General features: G+C 64.9%; 16 protein-coding genes and 2 pseudogenes. 10 read left to right on the forward strand and 8 right to left on the reverse strand.

The window, feature by feature from the left end; genetic code table 11:
* A pseudogene (locus HZB49_RS25465) lies at nt 1–112 on the forward strand (IS30 family transposase); the annotation flags it as partial.
* Nucleotides 113–219: 107 nt separating this feature from the next.
* Here the strand turns inward: HZB49_RS25465 and HZB49_RS25470 are convergent.
* A complete protein-coding gene (locus tag HZB49_RS25470; protein ID WP_291616423.1) occupies nt 220–1,440 on the reverse strand; it encodes a cytochrome P450 in 1,221 nt (406 codons plus the stop codon).
* Nucleotides 1,441–1,633: 193 nt separating this feature from the next.
* Here HZB49_RS25470 and HZB49_RS25475 point away from each other — a divergent pair, with 193 nt between their 5' ends.
* The 6 genes and pseudogenes from HZB49_RS25475 to HZB49_RS25500 form a co-directional block, all read left to right on the forward strand.
* Nucleotides 1,634–2,179: a phosphonopyruvate decarboxylase gene (locus HZB49_RS25475; protein ID WP_291616424.1), complete on the forward strand. Its 546-nt coding sequence runs from the start codon at nt 1,634–1,636 to the stop codon at nt 2,177–2,179.
* Nucleotides 2,176–2,766 carry a thiamine pyrophosphate-dependent enzyme gene (locus tag HZB49_RS25480; RefSeq protein WP_291616425.1) on the forward strand — a complete coding sequence of 197 codons (591 nt, stop codon included), beginning with the start codon at nt 2,176–2,178 and terminating at the stop codon, nt 2,764–2,766. Before HZB49_RS25475 ends, HZB49_RS25480 begins: the two co-directional genes overlap by 4 nt.
* Nucleotides 2,767–2,883: 117 nt before the next feature.
* Nucleotides 2,884–3,585: a TetR/AcrR family transcriptional regulator gene (locus HZB49_RS25485; RefSeq protein ID WP_291616426.1), complete on the forward strand. Its 702-nt coding sequence runs from the start codon at nt 2,884–2,886 to the stop codon at nt 3,583–3,585.
* 1 nt (nt 3,586) lies between these two features.
* Nucleotides 3,587–4,801: an efflux RND transporter periplasmic adaptor subunit gene (locus HZB49_RS25490; RefSeq protein ID WP_291616428.1), complete on the forward strand. Its 1,215-nt coding sequence runs from the start codon at nt 3,587–3,589 to the stop codon at nt 4,799–4,801.
* 18 nt (nt 4,802–4,819) lie between these two features.
* Nucleotides 4,820–7,918, forward strand: a complete 3,099-nt coding sequence (locus HZB49_RS25495; RefSeq protein ID WP_291616429.1) for a MexW/MexI family multidrug efflux RND transporter permease subunit — start codon at nt 4,820–4,822, stop codon at nt 7,916–7,918.
* A gap of 54 nt (nt 7,919–7,972) precedes the next feature.
* Nucleotides 7,973–8,635, forward strand: a pseudogene (locus tag HZB49_RS25500) (hypothetical protein); the annotation flags it as partial.
* Between the two features lie 43 nt (nt 8,636–8,678).
* On the opposite strand, the gene HZB49_RS25505 reads toward HZB49_RS25500, so the two are convergent.
* The 7 genes from HZB49_RS25505 to HZB49_RS25535 all read right to left on the reverse strand — a co-directional run bounded on the left by HZB49_RS25505 (nt 8,679) and on the right by HZB49_RS25535 (nt 16,910).
* The gene (locus tag HZB49_RS25505) at nt 8,679–9,389 is read right to left on the reverse strand and encodes a DUF1028 domain-containing protein (RefSeq protein WP_291616430.1); all 711 of its coding nucleotides are present in this window, start codon (nt 9,387–9,389) and stop codon (nt 8,679–8,681) included.
* Nucleotides 9,390–9,393: 4 nt separating this feature from the next.
* A complete protein-coding gene (locus tag HZB49_RS25510) occupies nt 9,394–11,199 on the reverse strand; it encodes a gamma-glutamyltransferase family protein (protein WP_291616431.1) in 1,806 nt (601 codons plus the stop codon).
* Nucleotides 11,200–11,289: 90 nt separating this feature from the next.
* Complete coding sequence (locus tag HZB49_RS25515) at nt 11,290–12,273, reverse strand: oligopeptide/dipeptide ABC transporter ATP-binding protein (protein WP_291616433.1); 984 nt, start codon at nt 12,271–12,273, stop codon at nt 11,290–11,292.
* Nucleotides 12,270–13,256 carry an ABC transporter ATP-binding protein gene (locus tag HZB49_RS25520; protein WP_291616435.1) on the reverse strand — a complete coding sequence of 329 codons (987 nt, stop codon included), beginning with the start codon at nt 13,254–13,256 and terminating at the stop codon, nt 12,270–12,272. The genes HZB49_RS25515 and HZB49_RS25520 overlap by 4 nt, the downstream gene beginning before the upstream one ends.
* Complete coding sequence (locus HZB49_RS25525) at nt 13,253–14,224, reverse strand: ABC transporter permease (protein ID WP_291616436.1); 972 nt, start codon at nt 14,222–14,224, stop codon at nt 13,253–13,255. The genes HZB49_RS25520 and HZB49_RS25525 overlap by 4 nt, the downstream gene beginning before the upstream one ends.
* A 13-nt stretch (nt 14,225–14,237) precedes the next feature.
* On the reverse strand, nt 14,238–15,218 hold the full coding sequence (locus HZB49_RS25530) for an ABC transporter permease (protein ID WP_291616437.1): 981 nt from the start codon (nt 15,216–15,218) through the stop codon (nt 14,238–14,240).
* Nucleotides 15,219–15,314: 96 nt separating this feature from the next.
* A complete protein-coding gene (locus HZB49_RS25535; RefSeq protein ID WP_291616438.1) occupies nt 15,315–16,910 on the reverse strand; it encodes an ABC transporter substrate-binding protein in 1,596 nt (531 codons plus the stop codon).
* A gap of 197 nt (nt 16,911–17,107) precedes the next feature.
* Between HZB49_RS25535 and HZB49_RS25540 the strand changes: the two genes are divergently transcribed.
* From HZB49_RS25540 to HZB49_RS25550, 3 genes are all read left to right on the forward strand, one after another.
* On the forward strand, nt 17,108–18,361 hold the full coding sequence (locus HZB49_RS25540) for an FAD-dependent oxidoreductase (RefSeq protein WP_291616440.1): 1,254 nt from the start codon (nt 17,108–17,110) through the stop codon (nt 18,359–18,361).
* A gap of 103 nt (nt 18,362–18,464) precedes the next feature.
* Nucleotides 18,465–18,716: a DUF6489 family protein gene (locus tag HZB49_RS25545; protein WP_291616442.1), complete on the forward strand. Its 252-nt coding sequence runs from the start codon at nt 18,465–18,467 to the stop codon at nt 18,714–18,716.
* Nucleotides 18,716–19,516 carry an alpha/beta hydrolase gene (locus HZB49_RS25550; protein ID WP_291616443.1) on the forward strand — a complete coding sequence of 267 codons (801 nt, stop codon included), beginning with the start codon at nt 18,716–18,718 and terminating at the stop codon, nt 19,514–19,516. The genes HZB49_RS25545 and HZB49_RS25550 overlap by 1 nt, the downstream gene beginning before the upstream one ends.
* The last annotated feature ends 74 nt before the right edge of the window (nt 19,517–19,590 follow it).

Below are 19,590 nucleotides of genomic sequence, written 5' to 3' on the forward strand. Positions count from 1 at the left end.
CGATGACCTTGAGGCCGTGGCTCTGGCACTCAACACCAGACCCCGGAAAACCCTCGGCTGGAAAACACCAGCGGAAACTCTCGACGAATTTCTCCGAGTGAGCCATACCTGAAGTGTTGCGACGACCGGTTGAATCCGCCCAGTATTCCAGAGACGGCAGTGATTGAATCGAAAGGCCGCGGCGTACTGGGTCACCCGCTTTCGCGGGTGACGACAGGCTCAGCCAACCCTGCACGGCACACTCAGGAATCCGCGAAACCTCACCCGTCCGCCGCGCACGGGCTCGCTATCCAGCGCATATCGCGGAAACCGCGCCAGGAACCGGGACACCGCGATCGCGCCTTCCAGCCGCGCCAGCGCCATCCCGGCGCATTGATGCGCGCCGGTGGCGAACGCAAGGTGCCGGTTCGGCGTGCGCGAGATGTCGAACGTCTCGGGGTCGGGAAACTGCGCGGGATCGCGGTTGGCAGCCCCGATGCACAGCGTCACCGGCGTGCCGGCCGGCATGGCGATGCCGCCGAGCTCGACCGGCTCCGTTATCATGCGGTTGCCGAGCTGGTTGGAGCTTTCATAGCGCAGCATTTCCTCCACCGCGGTCTTGATCAGGTCGGGATGATCGATCAGCCGCTGCTTCTGCTCGGGATGATGCAGCAGCGCCACCAGGCCATTGCCGATCAGATTGGTGGTGGTCTCATGTCCGGCGTTGAGCAGGAAGACGCAATTGTGCAGCAGCTCCTTTTCGGTCAGCCGCTCGCCATTTTCCTCGCCCTGGATCAGTCGCGTCAGCACGTCGCGGGCGGGATCGCCGGGTTTGGCGCGTCGCCGCGCCACCAGCGTGTCGAGGTAGACCAGAAAATCCGTCACCGCCTTGTTGCCGCGCGCGGCGGCCTCGGGGCTGACCACCGGCTCGAGCGCGCCGAGGATCGCCAGCGACCAGTCGCGCAGCGGCCCACGCTCCTCATGGGGCACGTCGAGCAGATTGCCGATCACCTCCACCGGAATCGCGGAAGCAAAATCCTCGATCAGCTCGAATTCCTGCTTGGCCGCGATGCGATCGAGCAATGTGTCCACCAGCCGGATCAGGTCGCCCTCCATCTCCGCAATCGCCCGCGGCGACAGCGCGCCCATGATCAGCCGCCGCACCCGCGTATGCGATGGAGGATCGTTGAAGACGAGGCTGGTGGTGTGGTGCTCGTAGAGCGGCGTGTCGCCGTATTTCGGGAAGAACTCCTTCTTCTTGTCCGAGCTGTACGCCTTCGTGTTCTTGTAGGCGGTGACGAGGTCGTCATAGCGGGTCAGGAAATACGAGCCGTTGCGCATGCGCTTGACCGGCTCGGTCTCGCGCAGCGCCCGATAGGTCGGGTAGGGGTCGGCGTAAAATTCCGGCGTCAGATGTTCGAGGTCGAACCCGTCGGCCAGATCCCGCGCGTGCGCATTCATCCCTTCCACCCCGATCCCATTAGTCTCATTTGCAACTATCCTAGGCGCCGCGCCTGCATGGCGCAACCCAATTCGGCGCATTCCCCGGGAGGGCGCCGGTGGCAGGAATTCGCAGAGCCACATGCGGTTTTGCGCTTTGATGAAACGCGCGGCTGCCACTACAGTCCCGGCAAGAACAATAACGGAAACGCCCATGCACGCCCGCACTGACACGTCGGAACAACAAACGGCCGCCTGGCCGGACGAGATTTATGCTGTGCTGCAGCGCTACGACGTGCGGCAGGTACCCTATGTGCCGGATGCCGGGCATTCGAAGCTGATCGAGCGCGTGCTCGCTTCCGATACCATGCGCGGTATTCCCTTGACGACGGAAGAAGAGGGCGTGGCGCTGGTGGCGGGGGCCTGGGCCGGCGGGCAGCGCTGTGCGCTCCTGATGCAGTCGAGCGGCGTCGGCAACTGCATCAACATGTTCTCGCTGATACCGCTGTTCCGCCTGCCGTTCTTCACCATCGTGACCATGCGCGGCGAATGGGGCGAGTTCAATCACTGGCAGGTGCCGATGGGATCGACCACGCAGGCCGTGTTCGAATTGTCGGGCATCCGGGTGATGCGTGCCCATAACGCTGCCGAGGTCCGCGAAGTCGTCGAGGCTGGTGCTGCGCAAGCCTACAACGCTTGCACGCCGACCGCCGTGCTGTTGTCGCAGCGCCTGATCGGGGCAAAGGTATTCGTGAAATGAGCAAGACCAATCTTCTCGATCGTCGCGCCGTCGTCGCGAGCCTGTTGAAAGACCGCAAGGGCATGGTCGCGGTCGGCGGTCTCGGCGCCTCCACCAACGACATGGCGGCCGCCGGCGATCACGACCGCAACTTTTATCTCTGGGGCGGCATGGGCGGCGCGGTCATGATGGGCCTCGGCCTGGCGCTGGCGCAGCCGGACGTGCCCGTGGTCGTCATCACCGGCGATGGCGAGATGCTGATGGGCATTGGCTCGCTCGCCACCGTCGGCATGCAGAAGCCCGGCAATCTCTCCATCGTCGTGCTCGACAATGAGCGCTATGGCGAGACCGGCGGCCAGACCAGCCACACCTCGGTGGCTGCCGATCTCGTCGGCGTGGCAAGAGCCTGCGGCATCGCCGACAGCCGGGCGATATCAACCATGGCGGAGGTCGAGGCGCTGGTGCCGAAGCTGCACGATCTCAAGAGCGGTCCCAGATTCGCCAACGTGAAGATCGACGGCGCCAATGTGGAGCGGATTCTGCCGATGCGGGACGGTACCTTCATCGTCAACCGGATCCGAGGCTCGCTGGGATTTCCACCGCTCTAGCCAACCATCCCCTTGGGGCGCCTGCCGATTCCGGGAGGCGCGGTCGCCCTCAACTCCTTGGTGCAGCGCAATATATTGCCTTGACTTTGCCACGGTGAGTGATTACTCACACGCCCCATGTCCAACCTCCGAATGACCTCCGACCTGCGGCGCCAGCTCATCCTGGGCGCCGCCAAGCGCTGCTTCGCCCGCAACGGCTTTGCCGGCACCACGACCAAGAGCGTGGCGGCCGCCGCTGCCATTTCCGAAGGGCTCTTGTTTAAGCATTTCCCCTCCAAGGCCGCGCTCTATGCCGAGATCCTCGCCGAGGAATGCGAGGCCGATCCAGAGCTCGCGCATCTCTTGGGGCAGGAGCCGTCGACGGCGACGCTGGTCGAGCTGGTGCGCGGCATGGTCGGGCACTTCGTCAACATCTCGAACGGCTCCGACCAGGAAGAGGCGCAGCGCCTGCGCTTCATGGCGGCGAGCCATCTCGAGGACGGCGAGTTTGCCCGCCTGCTCTACGGCAAGATCGCCGACCTGATCGGGCCGACCTTCGTCACCTCGCTGGAGCGCGCCGTCGAGGCGGGCGATGCCAGCGAAATTCCTGGCGAGCCGCTCAACCTGTTCTGGTTCGCCCACCACGCCGTGCTGACCGCCGCCCTGACCCGGCTGCCGGGTACGCCTTGTCTGGAGTATGGCGATGCCACCGTTCTCGAACGGCAGCTTTGCCAGTTCATCCTTCGCGGCATCGGACTGAACGAAGCCGCCATTGCCTCCCATCTCGACCGTGCCTTGTCTTCGACACCGGGACAATCGGTAGCCAGGGAAAGTGCATAACATGAATGTTGCCACCGAAGCCCACATCTCCGGCAAGCCGGCCGATCTCTCGGGCAAGCCGATCAACGAGCCGCCGAAGAAGCGTCCGGTCAAGATGCTGCGCTGGACCATTATCGTCGGCCTTGGACTGGTGCTGATCGTCGGCGCCTTCGTGGGTTTCGAGAAATTCCGCGCGAACATGATCAAGGGCTTCTTCGCCGGCAACAAGCCGCCGCCGGTGGCGGTCAACATTGCCGAGGCGAAGTCCGAAGTGATTCCGAACCTGCTCACCGCCGTCGGCGACCTCGCCGCCGTGCATCAGGTCAACGTCACCTCCGACGTCAACGGCCGCATCACGGGGATCCTGTTCACCGCCGGCGCCAGCGTGAAGGCCGGCACGCCGCTGGTGCAGCTGTTCGACGGGGCGGAGCAGGGCGATCTCGCCAGCTTCAAGGCGCAGGCGACCATGGCGCAATTGTCGCTGGAGCGCGCCAAGCAGCTTGCCGCGCGCCAGTTCGGGGCACAGGTCACGGTGGACCAGGCCCAGTCGGCGTTCGACCAGGCCAATGCCGGCATTTCCAAGACCGAAGCCATCATTTCGCAAAAGCTGGTGCGTGCGCCGTTCGACGGCGAACTCGGCGTGCGCAAGGTCGAGGTCGGCCAGTATCTCACCGCGGGCACGCAGATCGTGTCGCTGACCGATCTGTCGATGCTGTTCCTGAACTTCACGGTGACGGAAAAGGATTCCGGCGCGCTGCAGGTCGGGCAGATCGTTCGCATCAAGGTCGACGCCTGGCCCGGCAAGACCTTTGACGGCAAGATTACCACCATCGAGCCGCAGATTTCGACCGACACGCGCAACATCCGCGTCCAGGCGACGATCGCCAACCCCGACAAGATCCTCAAGCCCGGCATGTTCGCGAGCACCACCGTGGTGCTGCCGGAAAAACCGGCAGTCATCACCGTTCCCGAGACGGCGGTGGACTACACGCTCTATGGCGATTCCGTTTTCCTGATCGGGGAGAAGAAGGCTGAGGACGGCAAGACGAGCCTGGTTGCGACGCGCACCTTCGTGCAGACCGGCAACCGCATCGATGGCCGCGCCGAGATCCTCAAGGGTCTGAAGGCCGGCGACCGCGTGGTCGCCCTCGGCCAGCTCAAGCTGCAATCGGGCTCCGCGGTGACGATCTCGACCGACCCGACGCCGCCGATTCCGGCGCAGCCGCCGCGTTACTGATCAGGACGGGCGCGCGCCATGGTACTTACCGATATCTTCATCAAGCGGCCGGTGCTGTCGGTCGTCGTCAGCCTGCTGATCCTCTTGATCGGCTTCCGCGCGGCGATGACGCTGCCGATCCGGCAATATCCGAAGCTCTCGAACACGGTGGTGAATGTCACCACCGTCTATCCCGGCGCGTCCGCGGCGCTGATCTCGGGCTTCATCACCACGCCGATCGAGCAGGCGGTCGCATCCGCCGAGGGCGTCGACTACATCACCTCGACCTCGGTGCAGGGCACCAGCACGATCCAGGTCTACATCAAGCTGAATTTCGACCCGAACCAGGCGCTCACCGAGGTGCTCGCCAAGGTCAATTCGGTCAAGTACCTGATCCCGAAGGAATCCAACGACCCGATCGTCACCAAGACCACCGGCCAGACGACGGCCGTGATGTATCTCGGCTTCTCCAGCGAAGAGCTGACGGGATCGGCGATCTCCGACTATCTGACGCGCGTCGTGCAGCCCGTGCTGTCGACCGTCGATGGCGTGGCGTCGGCCGACATCCTCGGCGGCCAGACCTTTGCGATGCGGATCTGGCTCGATCCGGTGAAGATGGCCGGACGCAACATCACGTCGAACGAAGTCGCAGCCGCGATCGCGGCCAACAACTTCCAGGCCGCCGCCGGCCAGTCGAAGGGCTATCTGATCGTCTCCAACGTCCAGACCAATACCGACCTGCGCAATGTCGAGCAGTTCAGGCGCATGATCGTGAAGGCCAAGGACGGCGGCTTCGTGCGCATGGAGGACATCGCGACCGTCGAGCTCGCCGCGCAGAGCACCGACGCAAGCGTGGCCTTCAACGGCGAACACGCGATCTTCATCGGCGTGCAGGCGACCCCGCAGGGCAATCCCCTGACCATCGTCAGGGGCGTGCGTGCGCTGATGCCGGAGCTGGAACGTAACCTGCCGCCCTCTCTGAAGATGAAGGTGGCCTACGATTCCACCAAGTTCATTCAGTCGTCGATCGACGAGGTGAAGGCGACGCTGATCGAGGCCGTGCTGATCGTCGTGGCCGTGATCTTCCTGTTCCTGGCCTCGTTCCGCTCGGTCATCATTCCCGTCGTCACGATTCCGCTGTCGTTGATAGGCGTCTGCACGCTGATGCTGATGGCCGGCTTCAGCTTCAACCTGCTGACGCTGCTGGCGATGGTGCTCGCCATCGGCCTCGTGGTCGACGACGCCATCGTGGTGGTGGAGAACATCCATCGCCATCTCGAGGAAGGCAAGTCGCCGGTGCAGGCTTCGCTGCAGGGCGCGCGCGAGATCGTCGGTCCCGTCATCTCGATGACGATCACGCTCGCCGCCGTGTACGCGCCGATCGGCTTCCTCGGCGGCCTCACCGGCTCGCTGTTCCGCGAATTCGCTTTCACGCTGGCGGGCTCCGTGATCGTGTCCGGCGTGATCGCGCTGACGCTGTCGCCGATGATGTGCTCGGTGTTCCTCAAGAGCGCGGACGAGGGGCGTTTCGCAAAACTCGTCAACCGCGTGTTCGGCGCGATGACGCGCTGGTATGGCCGCAAGCTCGACCGCTCGCTCGACTACAAGCCGATCACGCTGCTGTTTGCGGCGACGATCCTGTTCCTCGTCGGCTTCCTCTACATGCACACTTCCAAGGAGCTCGCGCCCGAGGAAGACCAGGGCATCGTCTTCGCGGTGACCAAGGCGCCGAAATACGCCAACATCGACTATCTCAACTTCTACGGCGAGAAGCTCGACAACGCCTTCCAGAAATTCCCCGAGACCGATTTGCGCTTTGTGCTCAACGGCATCAACGGCGCGCAGAACGGCATCGCCGGCATGCTGCTGCACGCCTGGGACGAGCGCAAGCGCTCCTCGATCAAGCTGAAGCCGCTGGTGCAGGCCGAGCTTTCCAAGATCGAGGGCGTCAACGCGTTTGCCTTCAACCTGCCGCCGCTGCCGGGCGGGCCGGGCGGCCTGCCGGTGCAGATGGTGATCAACTCGACCGCCGACTTCCGCGCGGTCTATGAGCAGATGGAGAAGCTGAAGGATGCCGCGCGCAAGAGCGGCCTGTTCATCGTCTCCGACAGCGATCTCAACTTCAACCAGCCGACCGTGCGGGTGAAGATCGACCGCTCCAAGGCGAGCGACCTCGGCGTCAACATGCAGCAGCTCGGCGGCACGCTGGCGACGCTGCTCGGCGGCAATTACATCAACCGCTTTAACCTCGAAGGCCGCTCCTATCAGGTGATCCCGCAGGTGCCGCGCAGCCAGCGCCTGTCACCCGAGGCGCTCGGCGGCTACTATGTGGGGACGTCGAGCGGCCAGCAGGTGCCGCTCTCCACCCTGGTGTCGATCGAGACCGGTACGGATCCGAACGCGCTGACCCATTACAACCAGCTCAACTCGGCGACCTTCCAGGCCGTGCCCATGCCGGGCGTGACGGTGGGGCAGGCGGTGGACTTCCTGGAGAGCGAGGCCAAGAAGATGCCGGCCGGCTTCAGCCACGACTATCTCGCCGACAGCAGGCAGTATGTGCAGGAGGGCAACCAGCTCGCGATCACCTTCGCCTTTGCGCTGATCATCATCTTCCTGGTGCTGGCGGCGCAGTTCGAGAGCCTGCGCGATCCCCTGGTGATCATGATCTCGGTGCCGATGGCGATCGTCGGCGCGCTGATTCCGCTGTTCTTCGGCGTCGCCACCATGAACATCTACACCCAGGTGGGTCTGCTCACGCTGGTCGGACTGATCACCAAGCACGGCATCCTGATGGTGGAGTTCGCCAACGAGCTGCAGGTCAATGAGGGGCTCGACCGCCGCTCCGCGATCGAGATGGCCGCGCGCATCCGGCTCCGTCCGATCCTGATGACAACGGCGGCGATGGTCACCGGCCTGATCCCGCTGTTGACAGCGACCGGGGCAGGTGCGGCGAGCCGCTTCTCCATCGGCCTCGTGGTGGTCGCGGGCATGTCGATCGGCACGCTGTTCACGCTGTTCGTGCTGCCGGCGGTCTATGTGGTGCTCGCCACCGATCACCGCGCCAAGGCGGACTCCGAGCGGATGCGCGAGATCGCCGACTACGACCTCAGCGGCGAGAAGGCGCTGAAGGCGACGTGAGCCATACCGGCCGCTGCATGCGGCCGTAACAAGAAAAGCCCGGGGGGGGGGGGGGGGGGCGAAATCGAGCGCGTGCGCTTCGACAGCATGCCGAAGCTGGCGGACGGCTTTGCGAAGATCGCCGAATACATCAAGGCCGCCGGCCGGCCGTTGACCTCGTTTTGCGCTTGCGAGCTGCGCTCGCCTGCCGCCTTCACCGATCAGGGATTTTTCGAGTTCAACCAGCACTATGTGAAGACGCTCGCCGAATGGGGCATCTATGACGGCAAGACCAATCCGGTGGCGCGCAGCAACGTCTGCCCCGAGATCGATCCGCCGGGCGAGCCGTCATTTTACGCATTCTCGTTCGTAAGGCCGAGCACGACTACAACGCCAAGCTTCGTCATCGCCGGTAGCGGCGAGGCGATGGAGGGGGCAGGGCCCTATTCGGAGCGCACGGTGCGCTATCGCGACCTCAGTCCCGACGGCATCAGGGACAAGGTCCGTCATGTCGTCGGCGCCATGGAGAGCCGCATGGGCGCCCTCGGCTTCGGCTGGAAGGATGCGACGGCGGCGCAGGTCTATACGATCCGCGACTACCATCACGTCGTCGCCGACGAACTGGTGAAGCGCGGCGCCGCGCGTTCGGGGCTGACCTGGCACTATGCCCGGCCGCCTGTGGTCGATCTCGAATACGAGATGGACTGCCGCCGGGTGACGCGGGAAATCGTGATCTGATCGGGACGATCGTCGCACTGCGCGCACGATCGGCGCGCGATCGTCACGCCTGGCTAGCGATAGCCGCCTGAACGGAAGCATCGATGGTGGCGCGGTCGGTGACTCCTGCCGGATTTGTCCGCGTCGGCAGGAACTGGCGGAAGTGCACCCAACGCTCGCGGCTGACCTGTTCCAGCCGTTCGAGCTCGGCGAGCGGGTCGATGTGATCGTCAACGCGCAAATCGAGATTGGACCATTCTTCCCCACCATGGATCAACAGTGCCGCCGACTGCCTGCCGCGCTTGTCGCCGCCGGCGGCCTCGCCGGCCTTCATGGCCGCGATCAGCCGTTGCGCGAACGGCAGCTTGTCATTCGCGACATAGGCCTGCGCGGTGTCGTCCAGCACTCGTGGGCCGGCCAGCATGTTGCCGGCGAGGGAGAAGCCTGCGCCTGCGAGATGCCCGCACCAGTCGACGCATTCGCGTCCCGTATGCGCGGCAATGCGGCCGGTCGCATCCATGATGTGCAGTTGCCGGCTCTCGCGGCCGTCGTCCGCGGCAACCAGTGTCGCGATGACGTCGCTCGGCGCCTTGCCCTCGCGCAGCAGCTTGACGCCGTCGATGCCGTAATAGGGATTGACCAGTGCCTGCGTGGCGATGCCACCGACCATGGGCGCGATATGCGGCACCAGCGCGCCGACGGCAAAGAACCTGGTCGCGACCGCGATGCCGATCTGGCCGGTCATGGGATCGCGGGCGATGATCGACCAGGTCATCTCACTAGCGTCCGGCGGCGTAGCCCTGCATGCCCCGCGGATTGGCGGCGGCGCGGCGGCGGGGACCGACCCTGGAGGCGGCGGTGAGGCGGCCTTCCGACCAGTCCGGGCCGGTCTCGACGATGTGGCCGCGCCGTGTCAGCTCGTCGACGGTTGCCCTGGGCACGCGGTTCTCGACCACCAGCACGCCCGGCCGCGCTGTACGCGGCCAGAACGAGATCGGGAAATGCTCGGAGTGCCATGCCGGCGCATCGATCGCCTCCTGCAGATTCAGCTTGGCGTGGACGTGGCGCAGGAAGAACTGCGTGATCCACTGGTCCTGCTGGTCGCCGCCGGGCGAGCCCCAGGCCAGATATGGCTCGCCATCTCGCAGCGCCATGGTCGGCGAAAGCGTGGTGCGCGGGCGCTTGCCCGGCGCGAGCGAGGCGGGATGATTTTCCTCCAGCCAGAACATCTGCGCCCGGCTGCCGAGGCAGAAGCCGATTTCGGGAATGACCGGCGAGGATTGTAGCCAGCCGCCCGAGGGCGTGGCCGAAACCATGTTGCCGGCCTGGTCGATGATGTCGAAATGCACGGTGTCGCCGCGCACCTCGCCGAATCGGCCGACCGTGGGTTCGCCCGCGCCCATGGCGCCGACCGCCTCGCGATGGCCCTCGGCACGGCGCAGTTTCACGACCGCACCAAAGCCTTCGACCGAGCCGGGGACGAAATCGAGCGAAGCCTTGTCCCTCGAGATCAGCTTGCGCCGTTCGTCGTTGTAGGCATCCGACAGCAGCGTCGCGATCGGGATGTCGTTGAACTTGGGGTCGCCGTAGAATTTTTCGCGATCGGCGTAAGCGAGCTTGGCGCATTCGACCTGGAGGTGGATGAAGTCAGGACCGGTCGGATCGAGCCCGTCGAGGTCGAAGCCTTTGAGCAGCGCCAGCTGCTGCAGCATCACCGGACCCTGGCTCCAGACGCCGGCCTTGCACACGGTGTAGCGGTCGTAGTCGTAGGTCAGCGGCGCCTCGACGGTCGGCTCCCACCGCGCCATGTCGTCGGCCGAGAGCACGCCGCGATGCGGCGAGCCGGAGACGTCCATCACGTCCTGGGTGTGGCAGAATCTGTCGACCGCTTCGGCCACAAAGCCCTGCGACCACGCTTTTCGCGCGCGCTCGATCTGGGCGACGCGATCGCCCCCCGCGCTCTCGGCTTCGCGAAGGATGCGGGCGTAAGTCTCGGAAAGGCGCTTGTTGGTGAAGATGGTGCCCGGGCGGGGCACTTCACCGTTCGGCAAATAGACGGCCGCGGATGTCGGCCAATACTTGCGGAAGAGCTGCTCGACCGTCTGGATCGTCGCCGACGCGCGCTCGACCAGCGGATAGCCGTTGGCGGCATAGCTGATCGCGGGTTCCAGCACGTCGCGCAGCTTCAGCGTGCCATAGTCGCGCAGCAGCAACATCCAGGACTCGAACGTGCCGGGGACGCATGCCGCCAGCAACCCGGTGCCGGGCACCATGTCGAGGCCCTCGCTGCGATAATGCGCAATCGTCGCCCTGGCCGGCGCCGGGCCCTGGCCGCAGATCACCTCGGTCCTGCCGCGCTTCACGTCGTGCACTATGATCGGCACGTCGCCGCCGGGGCCGTTGAGATGCGGCTCGACCACCTGAAGCGTGAAGGCAGTGGCTACGCCGGCATCGAAGGCGTTGCCGCCCTTCTCGAGGGCGGCCATCCCGACCGCCGTCGCGATCCAGTGCGTCGAGGTGACGACACCGAACATGCCCTCGATCTCGGGCCGGGTCGTGAACGGATCGGGATTGATATTGCCCATGGGAATGGACCCCTTGTTATTGGCCGCGGCAGGCGATGCGCAATTGAGCACAGGCGGGGCGGGCTGCCAACGGGCAGGCCACTCCAGATATCAGGCCGGCGCGGGGGCGGTGTTGACGGCGTGGCAGGCCACGCCATCGATCAACAAGGGCGCCTCCCGCCGGCAGAGGTCGAAGGCGATGGGACAGCGCGGGTTGAAGGCGCAGCCGGGCGGCGGATCGATCGGGTTGGGAATCTCGCCCTTCACCGGGATGCGCTGGCGGCCGGACATGGCGAGGTCCGGAACCGCGCCGAGCAGCATCTTGGTGTAGGGCATGCACGGGTTCGCGAACAGTTGGCGCCCCTCGGCGATCTCGACAATGCGGCCGAGATACATCACGCCGATCCGGGTCGCCATGTGGCGGACCACGGCGAGGTTGTGGCTGATGAAGAGATAGGTGAGGCCGAACTTGTCCTGCAGGTCGCGCATCAGATTGAGGATCTGCGCCTGCACCGACACATCCAGCGCCGAGGTCGGCTCGTCGCAGACGATGAACTCGGCGTTGGAGGCAAGCGCGCGCGCGATTGCGATGCGTTGGCGTTGGCCGCCGGAAAATTCGTGCGGATATTTCAGGCCGTCGTCGGGGTGCAGGCCAACCAGTCCGAGCAACTCACCGACGCGCGCCCTGATGTCACGCTCGCCCTGGATCAGGTCGAAGGCGCGGATCGGCTCGGAGACGATGGCGTCGACCCGAAAGCGCGGATTGAGGCTCGCATAGGGATCCTGAAAGATCATCTGGATGCGGCGGCGCAGCTTCTGCCGCACCTGTGTCTGCTTCGGATCGGTCATCGACACGCCGTCGATCATGACTTGGCCAGAGCTCGGCGGCAGAAGGCCCACGACCATGCGGGCCACCGTGGTCTTGCCCGAGCCGGACTCGCCGACCAGGGCGAAGGTCTCGCCGCGCTTGATGTCGAAAGTGACGCCATCGACGGCCTTGAGGAATTCGAGATGGCCGCCTTCCAGCACGCGGTTGAGCCACGGCTTGGAGACGTCGAAGACGCGGCGCAGGTTTGTCACATCGACGTAGCTCATGCAGCGCTGTCCCTGGTCGAGGCGTCGAAGAGATGGCAGGCGACCGATTGCGAGCCGTGCCGGATCGGTTCGGGCCGTTCGACGCGGCAGCGGTCGAAGGCGAGGCCGCAGCGCGGGTTGAAGGAGCAGCCGGGCGGAATTGCCGACAGCCGCGGCATCGAGCCGGGGATCTGCACCAGCCGCTTGTCCTCGCCCGCAAGCGTCGGGATCGCGCCCATCAGGCCCTTGGCGTAGGGATGCAGGGGATTGCGCACGACGTCCTGCACCGGACCGATCTCGGCGATGCGGCCGGAATACATCACCGCGACGCGATCGGAGGTCTCCGCGATTACGCCCATGTCGTGGGTCACCAGCATCACGGCCGTGCCGTGATCGCGGCCGAGCCGCTTGATCAGCGAGATGATCTGCGCCTGCACCGACACGTCGAGGGCGGTGGTCGGCTCGTCGGCGATGATCAGCTCCGGCTCGGCGCAGATTGCCAGCGCAATGACGACGCGCTGGCGCATGCCGCCGGAAAATTCGTGCGGATAGGCGTCGATGCGCTTCTCGGGAGCGGGGATGCCGACCTCGGCCAGCAGATCGATGGCGCGCTTGCGGGCGGCCTGTTCCGACAGGTTCAGATGGGTACGGATGGTCTCGATGATCTGCTCGCCGACCCGGTACAGCGGATTGAGGCTGGTCAGCGGATCCTGGAAGATCATGCCGATGCGCTTTCCGCGGATGCGGCGCATCTCTTCCGGCGGCAGATTGTCGATCCGCGAGCCCGATAGCAGGATTTCGCCGCCCGCGATGCGGCCGGGCGGATCGATCAGCCCGATCGCGGCCAGACCGGTGACGGACTTGCCGGCGCCGGATTCGCCGACCACGCCCAGCACCTCGCCCTTGGCGATGTCGAAGGAGACGTCGTCGATGGCGCGCAGCGCGCCGCGGCGGGTGACGAACTCCACCTGCAGGCTGCGCACGGAAAGGACGGGAACGGTCATCGCAGTTTCGGATTGAGGGCGTCGCGCAGCCAGTCGCCGAGCAGGTTGATGGAGAGAATGAGCCCGGCGAGCGCAATGCCGGGGAAGGCGACGATCCACCACTCGCCGGCGAACAGATAGTTGTTGCCGATGCGGATCAGCGTGCCGAGCGAGGGCATGGTCTCGGGCATGCCGGCGCCGAGGAACGACAGCGTCGCCTCGGTCAGGATGGCGAGCGCGAGATTGATGGTCGCGATGACGAGCACCGGCCCCATCGCATTGGGCAGCACATGGCGCAGCATGATCGCGGGCGCCGGCAATCCGATCAATTGCGCAGCGGCGACATAGTCCTTGCCCTTCTCGACCATCACCGAGCCGCGTACGGTGCGGGCATATTGCACCCAGAAACTCAGTCCGATCGCCAGCACCAGCACGGCAAGCATGCTCATGGCATCGAGCCTGTTGCCGAACATGGACTTGGCGATGCCGTTGACCATGAGCGCGATCAGGATGGCCGGGAAGGTGAGCTGCACGTCGGCGATCCGCATGATCACGCTGTCGACGGCGCCGCCGACATAACCTGCGATCAGCCCGAGCGTGATGCCGAGCGTGGCCGCGAGCAGCATGCCGAGCACGCCGACCGTGAGCGAAATGCGCAGGCCATAGAGGATGGCGGAAAGCACGTCGCGGCCCTGCTCGTCGGTGCCGAGCAGGAACGGGCTCTGCCCGTCGGCGGTCCATAGCGGCGAGATGCGCGAATTCATCAGCTGCAGCTGCGCCGGATCGAACGGATTCTGCACCGCAAGCACCGAAGCGAAGATCGCGAGCAGGAAGAACAGGAGGGTGATGACGGCCGCGACCATCGTCATCCGCGAGCGGCGGAAGGAATAGAAGATGTCGCTGTCGAGTGCACGGTGGAACCAGCCGATGCCCTGGGCCTTGCGGGGCGCAGCGGCCTCAGTTGGGCGGGGGACGGCGGCGTCGGTCATGCAGCGGCCCCGCTCAGTGTGCACGGCCGACGGTCGAGCGCAGGCGCGGATCGACGACGGTGTAGAGGATGTCGACTACCAGGTTGATGGTGACGAAGATCAGCGACACCATCAGCAGGTACGCTGCCATGATCGGGATATCCACATTCTGCACTGCCTGCACGAACATCAGCCCCATGCCGGGCCACTGGAACACGGTCTCGGTGATGATCGCAAATGCAATAACCGAGCCAAACTGCAGGCCGACAACGGTGATGACGGGCACCAGCGTGTTCTTCAGCGCGTGGCCGAAATGGATGGCGCGCGTGGTCAAGCCGCGGGCGCGGGCGAAGCGGATGTAGTCGGTGCGCAGCACCTCCAGCATTTCCGCCCGCACCAGCCGCATGATCAGCGTCATCTGGAACAGGCCGAGCGTGATCGACGGCATGATGATCGCTTTCAGCCCGGAGACGGTGAGGAGCCCCGTGCTCCACCAGCCGAACTTCACGACCTCGCCGCGGCCGAACGAGGGCAGCCATCCCAGCGTCACCGCAAACAGGTAGATCAGCAGGATGCCGATCAGGAAGGTCGGCAGCGATATCCCGATCAGCGACACCGCCTGGAAGACTTTCGCAAGCCAGGTGTCGCGCCTGAGCGCGGTGTAGACGCCCATCAGGATGCCGAACACCATGGCGAAGATGGTGGCGCAGGTGGCGAGCTCCAGTGTCGCGGGCATGCGCTCCATCAGCAGGGTCGAGACCGGCTGGCGGAACTGGTAGGAGATGCCGAACTTGAACTGCGCCGCATTGGCGAAATAGCGGGCGAACTGCACCATCACGGGGTCGTCGAGGCCGAGCGACTTGCGAACCTGTTCGCGCTCGGCGGCCGGCGTGTCGAGCGAGACCATCTGGTTTACCGGATCGCCCGCAAAGCGGAACATCGAGAACGCGATGACCCCTACAGCCAGCATGACGCCGATGGCCTGCAGGGCGCGGCGAAGCGTGAAAGCGAGCATGTTATTCTTTCACCTTCTTGGTGCGGTCGGCATCGCAGTCGGCCGGAAAACGAAGGGTCCCGGAAGCGAGAGGCTCCGGGACCCTGTTGAGCTATCCTATTCCCCCATCCTTGCCCAGTAGAGCAGGACCTGGTTGTCGGCGCGCTGCACCAGTTTCACTTTCTTCGAGACGCCCCACGCAAGCGCCTGCTGGTGCAGCGGGATATAGCCGTAATCCTTCTGCTGGATTTCGAACGCCTGCTTGATCATCTGATCGCGCTTGGCGGTATCGGCTTCAACGAGGATCTTGTCCGTGAGCTCGTCGAGCTTCTTGTTGCAGTAGCCGCCGAGATTGGCTTCGCCGCGCGCAACCTTGGGATCGTCGCGGCAGCCCATGATGTCATAGAGCACGTTATGGGCGTCCGAGGTGCCCGGCGTCCAGCCGAGCAGGTAGAACGAGGTCTGGTAGCCGCCGGCCTTCAGGACCTTGGCGAAATACTGCTGCTTCGGCTGCGCCAGCAGGTTTGCCTTGATGCCGATGCGGGCGAGCATGCCGACGACGGCCTGGCAGATCGCGGCGTCGTTGACGTAGCGGTCGTTCGGGCAATCCATGGTGACTTCGAAGCCATCGGGATAACCCGCCTCGGTCAGCAGTTTCTTGGCGCCGTCGGGATCGAATTTCGGCCGCGCGAAATCCTTGGAGAGGGCGAAGAGCTGCGGGGCGATCATCAGTGCCGACGGCGTCGAAAGGCCGCGCATCACGCGGGTCTTGATCAGCTCGACGTCGACAGCCTTGAAGAAGGCCTCGCGGACCCGGACGTCCTTGAAAGGATTCTTGCCCTTGACGCTGGAATAGAGCAGTTCGTCGCGCACCTGGTCCATGCTCAGGAAGATGGTGCGGATCTCCGGGCCTTTCAGCACCTGGGCGTTCGGGCTCGAATCGACGCGCGCAATGTCCTGCAGCGGGACCGGCTCGATGACGTCGACCTCACCGGACAGCAGGGCCGCCACGCGCGTGGCGTCCGAACTGATCGGCGTGAACACGATTTCCTTCAGATTGTGCTCGGGCTTGCGCCACCAGTTCGCGTTCGCCTTGAACACGGTCTTCACGCCGGGCTGGTGGCTCTCGATGGTGAAGGGACCAGTGCCGTTCGCGTTGAGGGAAGCGAAGCTCGGCGTGGTCGCCGCCTGCGGCGTCGGGGCCGCCGCGTTGTTTGCCTCGGCCCACTCCTTGTCCATGATGTACCAGGTATCCCATTGCGAATTCAGAATGGGATTGGGCGAGGTCAGGATGAAATCGACGGTGTGGTCGTCGATCTTGACGACCTTGGCATCCTTGGCGATGCGGGTCGTCAGGTTGGAGCCGGTGGCGCGAACGCGGTCGGCGGAGAACACCACGTCGTCGGCGGTGAAGGGATTGCCGTTGTGGAATTTGACGCCCTTGCGCAGATAAAAGCGCCAGCGGGTTGGTTCCGGCGTTTCCCAACGTTCGGCAAGTCCGGGAATGATCTTGAGATCCTTGTCGCGCGCGATCAGGCCCTCATAGACGTGGCCGAGATGCGCATGCGTGGTGGATTCATTGAGCGTATAGGGATCGAGCGACTTGAGGTCGCCCTGATTGGCGTAGCGCAATGTCTGGCCCGACGCCGGCATGGTCGCGAAGGCGACGGTGGAAAGGATGGCCGCTGCACGCAGCGCATGACGTACCGACATTTTTTATTGCTCTCCCTGAGGACTGCGGCCGATCTGGCGTCGGATCGGCAACCCGTTACCGATCCATGTTGCCAGAGTTTGGGCGCTGCGCAAGCCGGTTTCGCGAGCGAAAGCAGCCTGGTTTGCGCGGCACTGCCGCAATGTCTAACTTCAGGCAGAAAACGCCTGCGCGTGACATTGAACTTTCGGAGTGGTGGATGCCGGAACTGAAGGCCGACGTTGTTGTGTTGGGGGCGGGGATGGTCGGCGTCGGTGCCGCCCTGCACCTGCAGCAACGCGGGCGCGACGTCATGCTGGTGGACCGGCACAGCGCCGCCGGCGAGGAGACCAGCTACGGCAATGCCGGGCTGATCGAGTGCGCCTCCGTCTTTCCCTATATGTTCCCGCGTGATTTCGGGCAGCTGCTGAAATATGCGCTGAACCGGACGCCGCACGTGCACTACCGGCTTGTCGATCTGCCGGAGTTCCTGCCGTGGCTGCTGCGCTATTATCTTGCGTCTTCGCCGGAGCGCGCGATGAAGAGCGCGATGGCCGAGCTGCCGCTGATCCGCCGCAGCCTGATCGAGCACGAAGCGTTGATTGCGGAGGCAGGTGTCCCGGAACTCCTGAAGCGGAACGGCTGGCTGAAGCTGTTTCGCTCCGAGGCCTCGCTTGGCCACGCCGCGCGCGAATTCGAGCGCGCCAGGCAATATGGCGTCGCCGGCGATATCCTCGACGCCAGGGGCATTGCCGCGCTCGAACCCAATCTGAGCGGCGATTTTGCCGGCGCCGTCTTTCTGCCGACACCGGGCTTCGTCCCCGATCCCGGGGGACTGGCCAAGGCCTATGCTGCGTTGTTCGGACGCAAGGGCGGACGCTTCGTCGTCGGCGATGCGCGCACGCTCGAACAATCGGGAGCGCGCTGGCAGCTGTCGACGCAAGAGGGCTCGGTGACGGCGCGCGAGGTCGTGGTGGCGATGGGGCCTTGGTCGGATCAGGTATTCAAGCCGCTCGGCTATTCCATCCCGCTCAACGTCAAGCGTGGCTATCACCTGCATCTGAAGCCGCGTGGCAATGCCGTGCTCAATCGCTGTGTGCTGGATGCCGACCAGGGCTTTGTGCTGGCGCCGATGAATCGCGGCATCCGCCTCACTACTCCGGTCGAGTTCGCCAATCGCGATGCGCCGCCGAATTTCGGTCAGGTCGAGCGGGCGCTGCCCAAGGCCCACAAGCTGTTCCCGCTCGGCGAGCAGGTCGAAGCCAGGCCCTGGAAAGGGGCGCGGCCATGCCTGCCGGACATGTTGCCCGTGATCGGCCGGGCGCCCCGCCATCCCGGGTTGTGGTTCAATTTCGGCCACCAGCACCATGGTTTTACGCTGGGACCCGCAACCGGGCGCGTGCTGGCGGAAATGATGACCGGGGAGACGCCCTTCGCCGATCCGACGCCCTTTGCCGTGGAACGGTTCGGTTGACCATGTCCGGCGACGGCCGCTGCCTGCGGTTCCGGGGCCGCTTGCGTCGCAATGCCCATCGCGGCGATACTGCGGGCCAAGGCAGACTCGGCTAGGAGCGGACATGAAGGTTAACATCGAGATCGATTGCACGCCGCTCGAGGCGCGCCAGTTCTTCGGCTTGCCCGACGTCGTGCCGATGCAGACGGCCGTCATGGACAAGATGCAGCAGCAGCTGATGTCCAACATCGAGAAGGTCTCGCCGGAATCCCTGATCCAGACCTGGTTCAGTTTCGATCCGAAACTCGTCGAGCGCTTTCAGGACATATTCGTGACGATGGCCGGTCTCGGCGCCCCGAAGAAGGACAAGAAGTAATGGCTGTGGTGGAGGCGCGCGTGCCGGAAGAAGAGCAGAGGCTTCAACCACCGAGCTGGCTCTTGATGCTGGCCGAGCCGCGCGCGTTGTTCGAATTCAATTCGAGCCTGTTGCTGTCGCCGCTGTTGATGCAGGCGCCGCGCGGCGACGGCCATCCGGTGCTGGCGTTGCCGGGATTTCTGGCCAGCGACCTCTCGATGGCGCCGATGCGGCGTTACCTGAAGGAGCTTGGTTACGAGGCTCACGCCTGGAACATGGGCCGCAATCTCGGCGGCGTGTACAGCAAGCGGCGGGCGTTGCGCGAACTGCTCACGAGTATCTACGAGTCCGCCGGACGCAAGGTCAGCGTCGTCGGCTGGAGTCTCGGCGGCGTCTATGCCCGCGATCTCGCCCTGCAGGCGCCCGACATGGTTCGTTCCGTCATCACGCTCGGCAGCCCCTTTGCCAACGACATCCGCGCCACCAACGCGACGCGGCTCTACGAACTGGTCTCGGGCGAGGGCGTGGACGACGTGCCCGGCCTTCGCGAGGCGATCGCCGGCGACCTGCCGGTGCCCGCCACCTCGATCTACTCGCGCACCGACGGCATCGTTAACTGGCGTACCAGCCTGCTGCGGCCCTCCGCTACCGCCGAGAATATCGAGGTGCATCTGGCGAGCCATCTCGGCATCGGCGTTAACCCTGCAGCCCTCTGGGCCGTCGCGGACCGGCTGGCCCAGGGCGAAGGGGAATTCCGCCATTTTGACCGGTCGGGGCCCTTTGCCATTGCCTATGCGCCCCCGGAAAATGCACAATCTTGACAAATTGACCCGGCTCGCCGGGACTGTCTGACCGCAAGAAGCGCCGTCAAAGGCGCCGCGTCTTTATCTTCGGG

Origin of the sequence: Bradyrhizobium sp. (genome assembly GCF_016219575.1) — a bacterium.
In the GTDB taxonomy this organism is placed as follows: Bacteria; Pseudomonadota; Alphaproteobacteria; order Rhizobiales; family Xanthobacteraceae; genus Bradyrhizobium.

Bases quoted from the DNA above. Each gene is read 5' to 3' on its own strand.
- HZB49_RS25470 (WP_291616423.1), bottom strand. From the start codon at position 1,440: ATGAATGCGCACGCGCGGGATCTGGCCGACGGGTTCGACCTCGAACAT.
- HZB49_RS25475 (WP_291616424.1), top strand. From the start codon at position 1,634: ATGCACGCCCGCACTGACACGTCGGAACAACAAACGGCCGCCTGGCCG.
- HZB49_RS25480 (WP_291616425.1), top strand. From the start codon at position 2,176: ATGAGCAAGACCAATCTTCTCGATCGTCGCGCCGTCGTCGCGAGCCTG.
- HZB49_RS25485 (WP_291616426.1), top strand. From the start codon at position 2,884: ATGTCCAACCTCCGAATGACCTCCGACCTGCGGCGCCAGCTCATCCTG.
- HZB49_RS25490 (WP_291616428.1), top strand. From the start codon at position 3,587: ATGAATGTTGCCACCGAAGCCCACATCTCCGGCAAGCCGGCCGATCTC.
- HZB49_RS25495 (WP_291616429.1), top strand. From the start codon at position 4,820: ATGGTACTTACCGATATCTTCATCAAGCGGCCGGTGCTGTCGGTCGTC.
- HZB49_RS25505 (WP_291616430.1), bottom strand. From the start codon at position 9,389: ATGACCTGGTCGATCATCGCCCGCGATCCCATGACCGGCCAGATCGGC.
- HZB49_RS25510 (WP_291616431.1), bottom strand. From the start codon at position 11,199: ATGGGCAATATCAATCCCGATCCGTTCACGACCCGGCCCGAGATCGAG.
- HZB49_RS25515 (WP_291616433.1), bottom strand. From the start codon at position 12,273: ATGAGCTACGTCGATGTGACAAACCTGCGCCGCGTCTTCGACGTCTCC.
- HZB49_RS25520 (WP_291616435.1), bottom strand. From the start codon at position 13,256: ATGACCGTTCCCGTCCTTTCCGTGCGCAGCCTGCAGGTGGAGTTCGTC.
- HZB49_RS25525 (WP_291616436.1), bottom strand. From the start codon at position 14,224: ATGACCGACGCCGCCGTCCCCCGCCCAACTGAGGCCGCTGCGCCCCGC.
- HZB49_RS25530 (WP_291616437.1), bottom strand. From the start codon at position 15,218: ATGCTCGCTTTCACGCTTCGCCGCGCCCTGCAGGCCATCGGCGTCATG.
- HZB49_RS25535 (WP_291616438.1), bottom strand. From the start codon at position 16,910: ATGTCGGTACGTCATGCGCTGCGTGCAGCGGCCATCCTTTCCACCGTC.
- HZB49_RS25540 (WP_291616440.1), top strand. From the start codon at position 17,108: ATGCCGGAACTGAAGGCCGACGTTGTTGTGTTGGGGGCGGGGATGGTC.
- HZB49_RS25545 (WP_291616442.1), top strand. From the start codon at position 18,465: ATGAAGGTTAACATCGAGATCGATTGCACGCCGCTCGAGGCGCGCCAG.
- HZB49_RS25550 (WP_291616443.1), top strand. From the start codon at position 18,716: ATGGCTGTGGTGGAGGCGCGCGTGCCGGAAGAAGAGCAGAGGCTTCAA.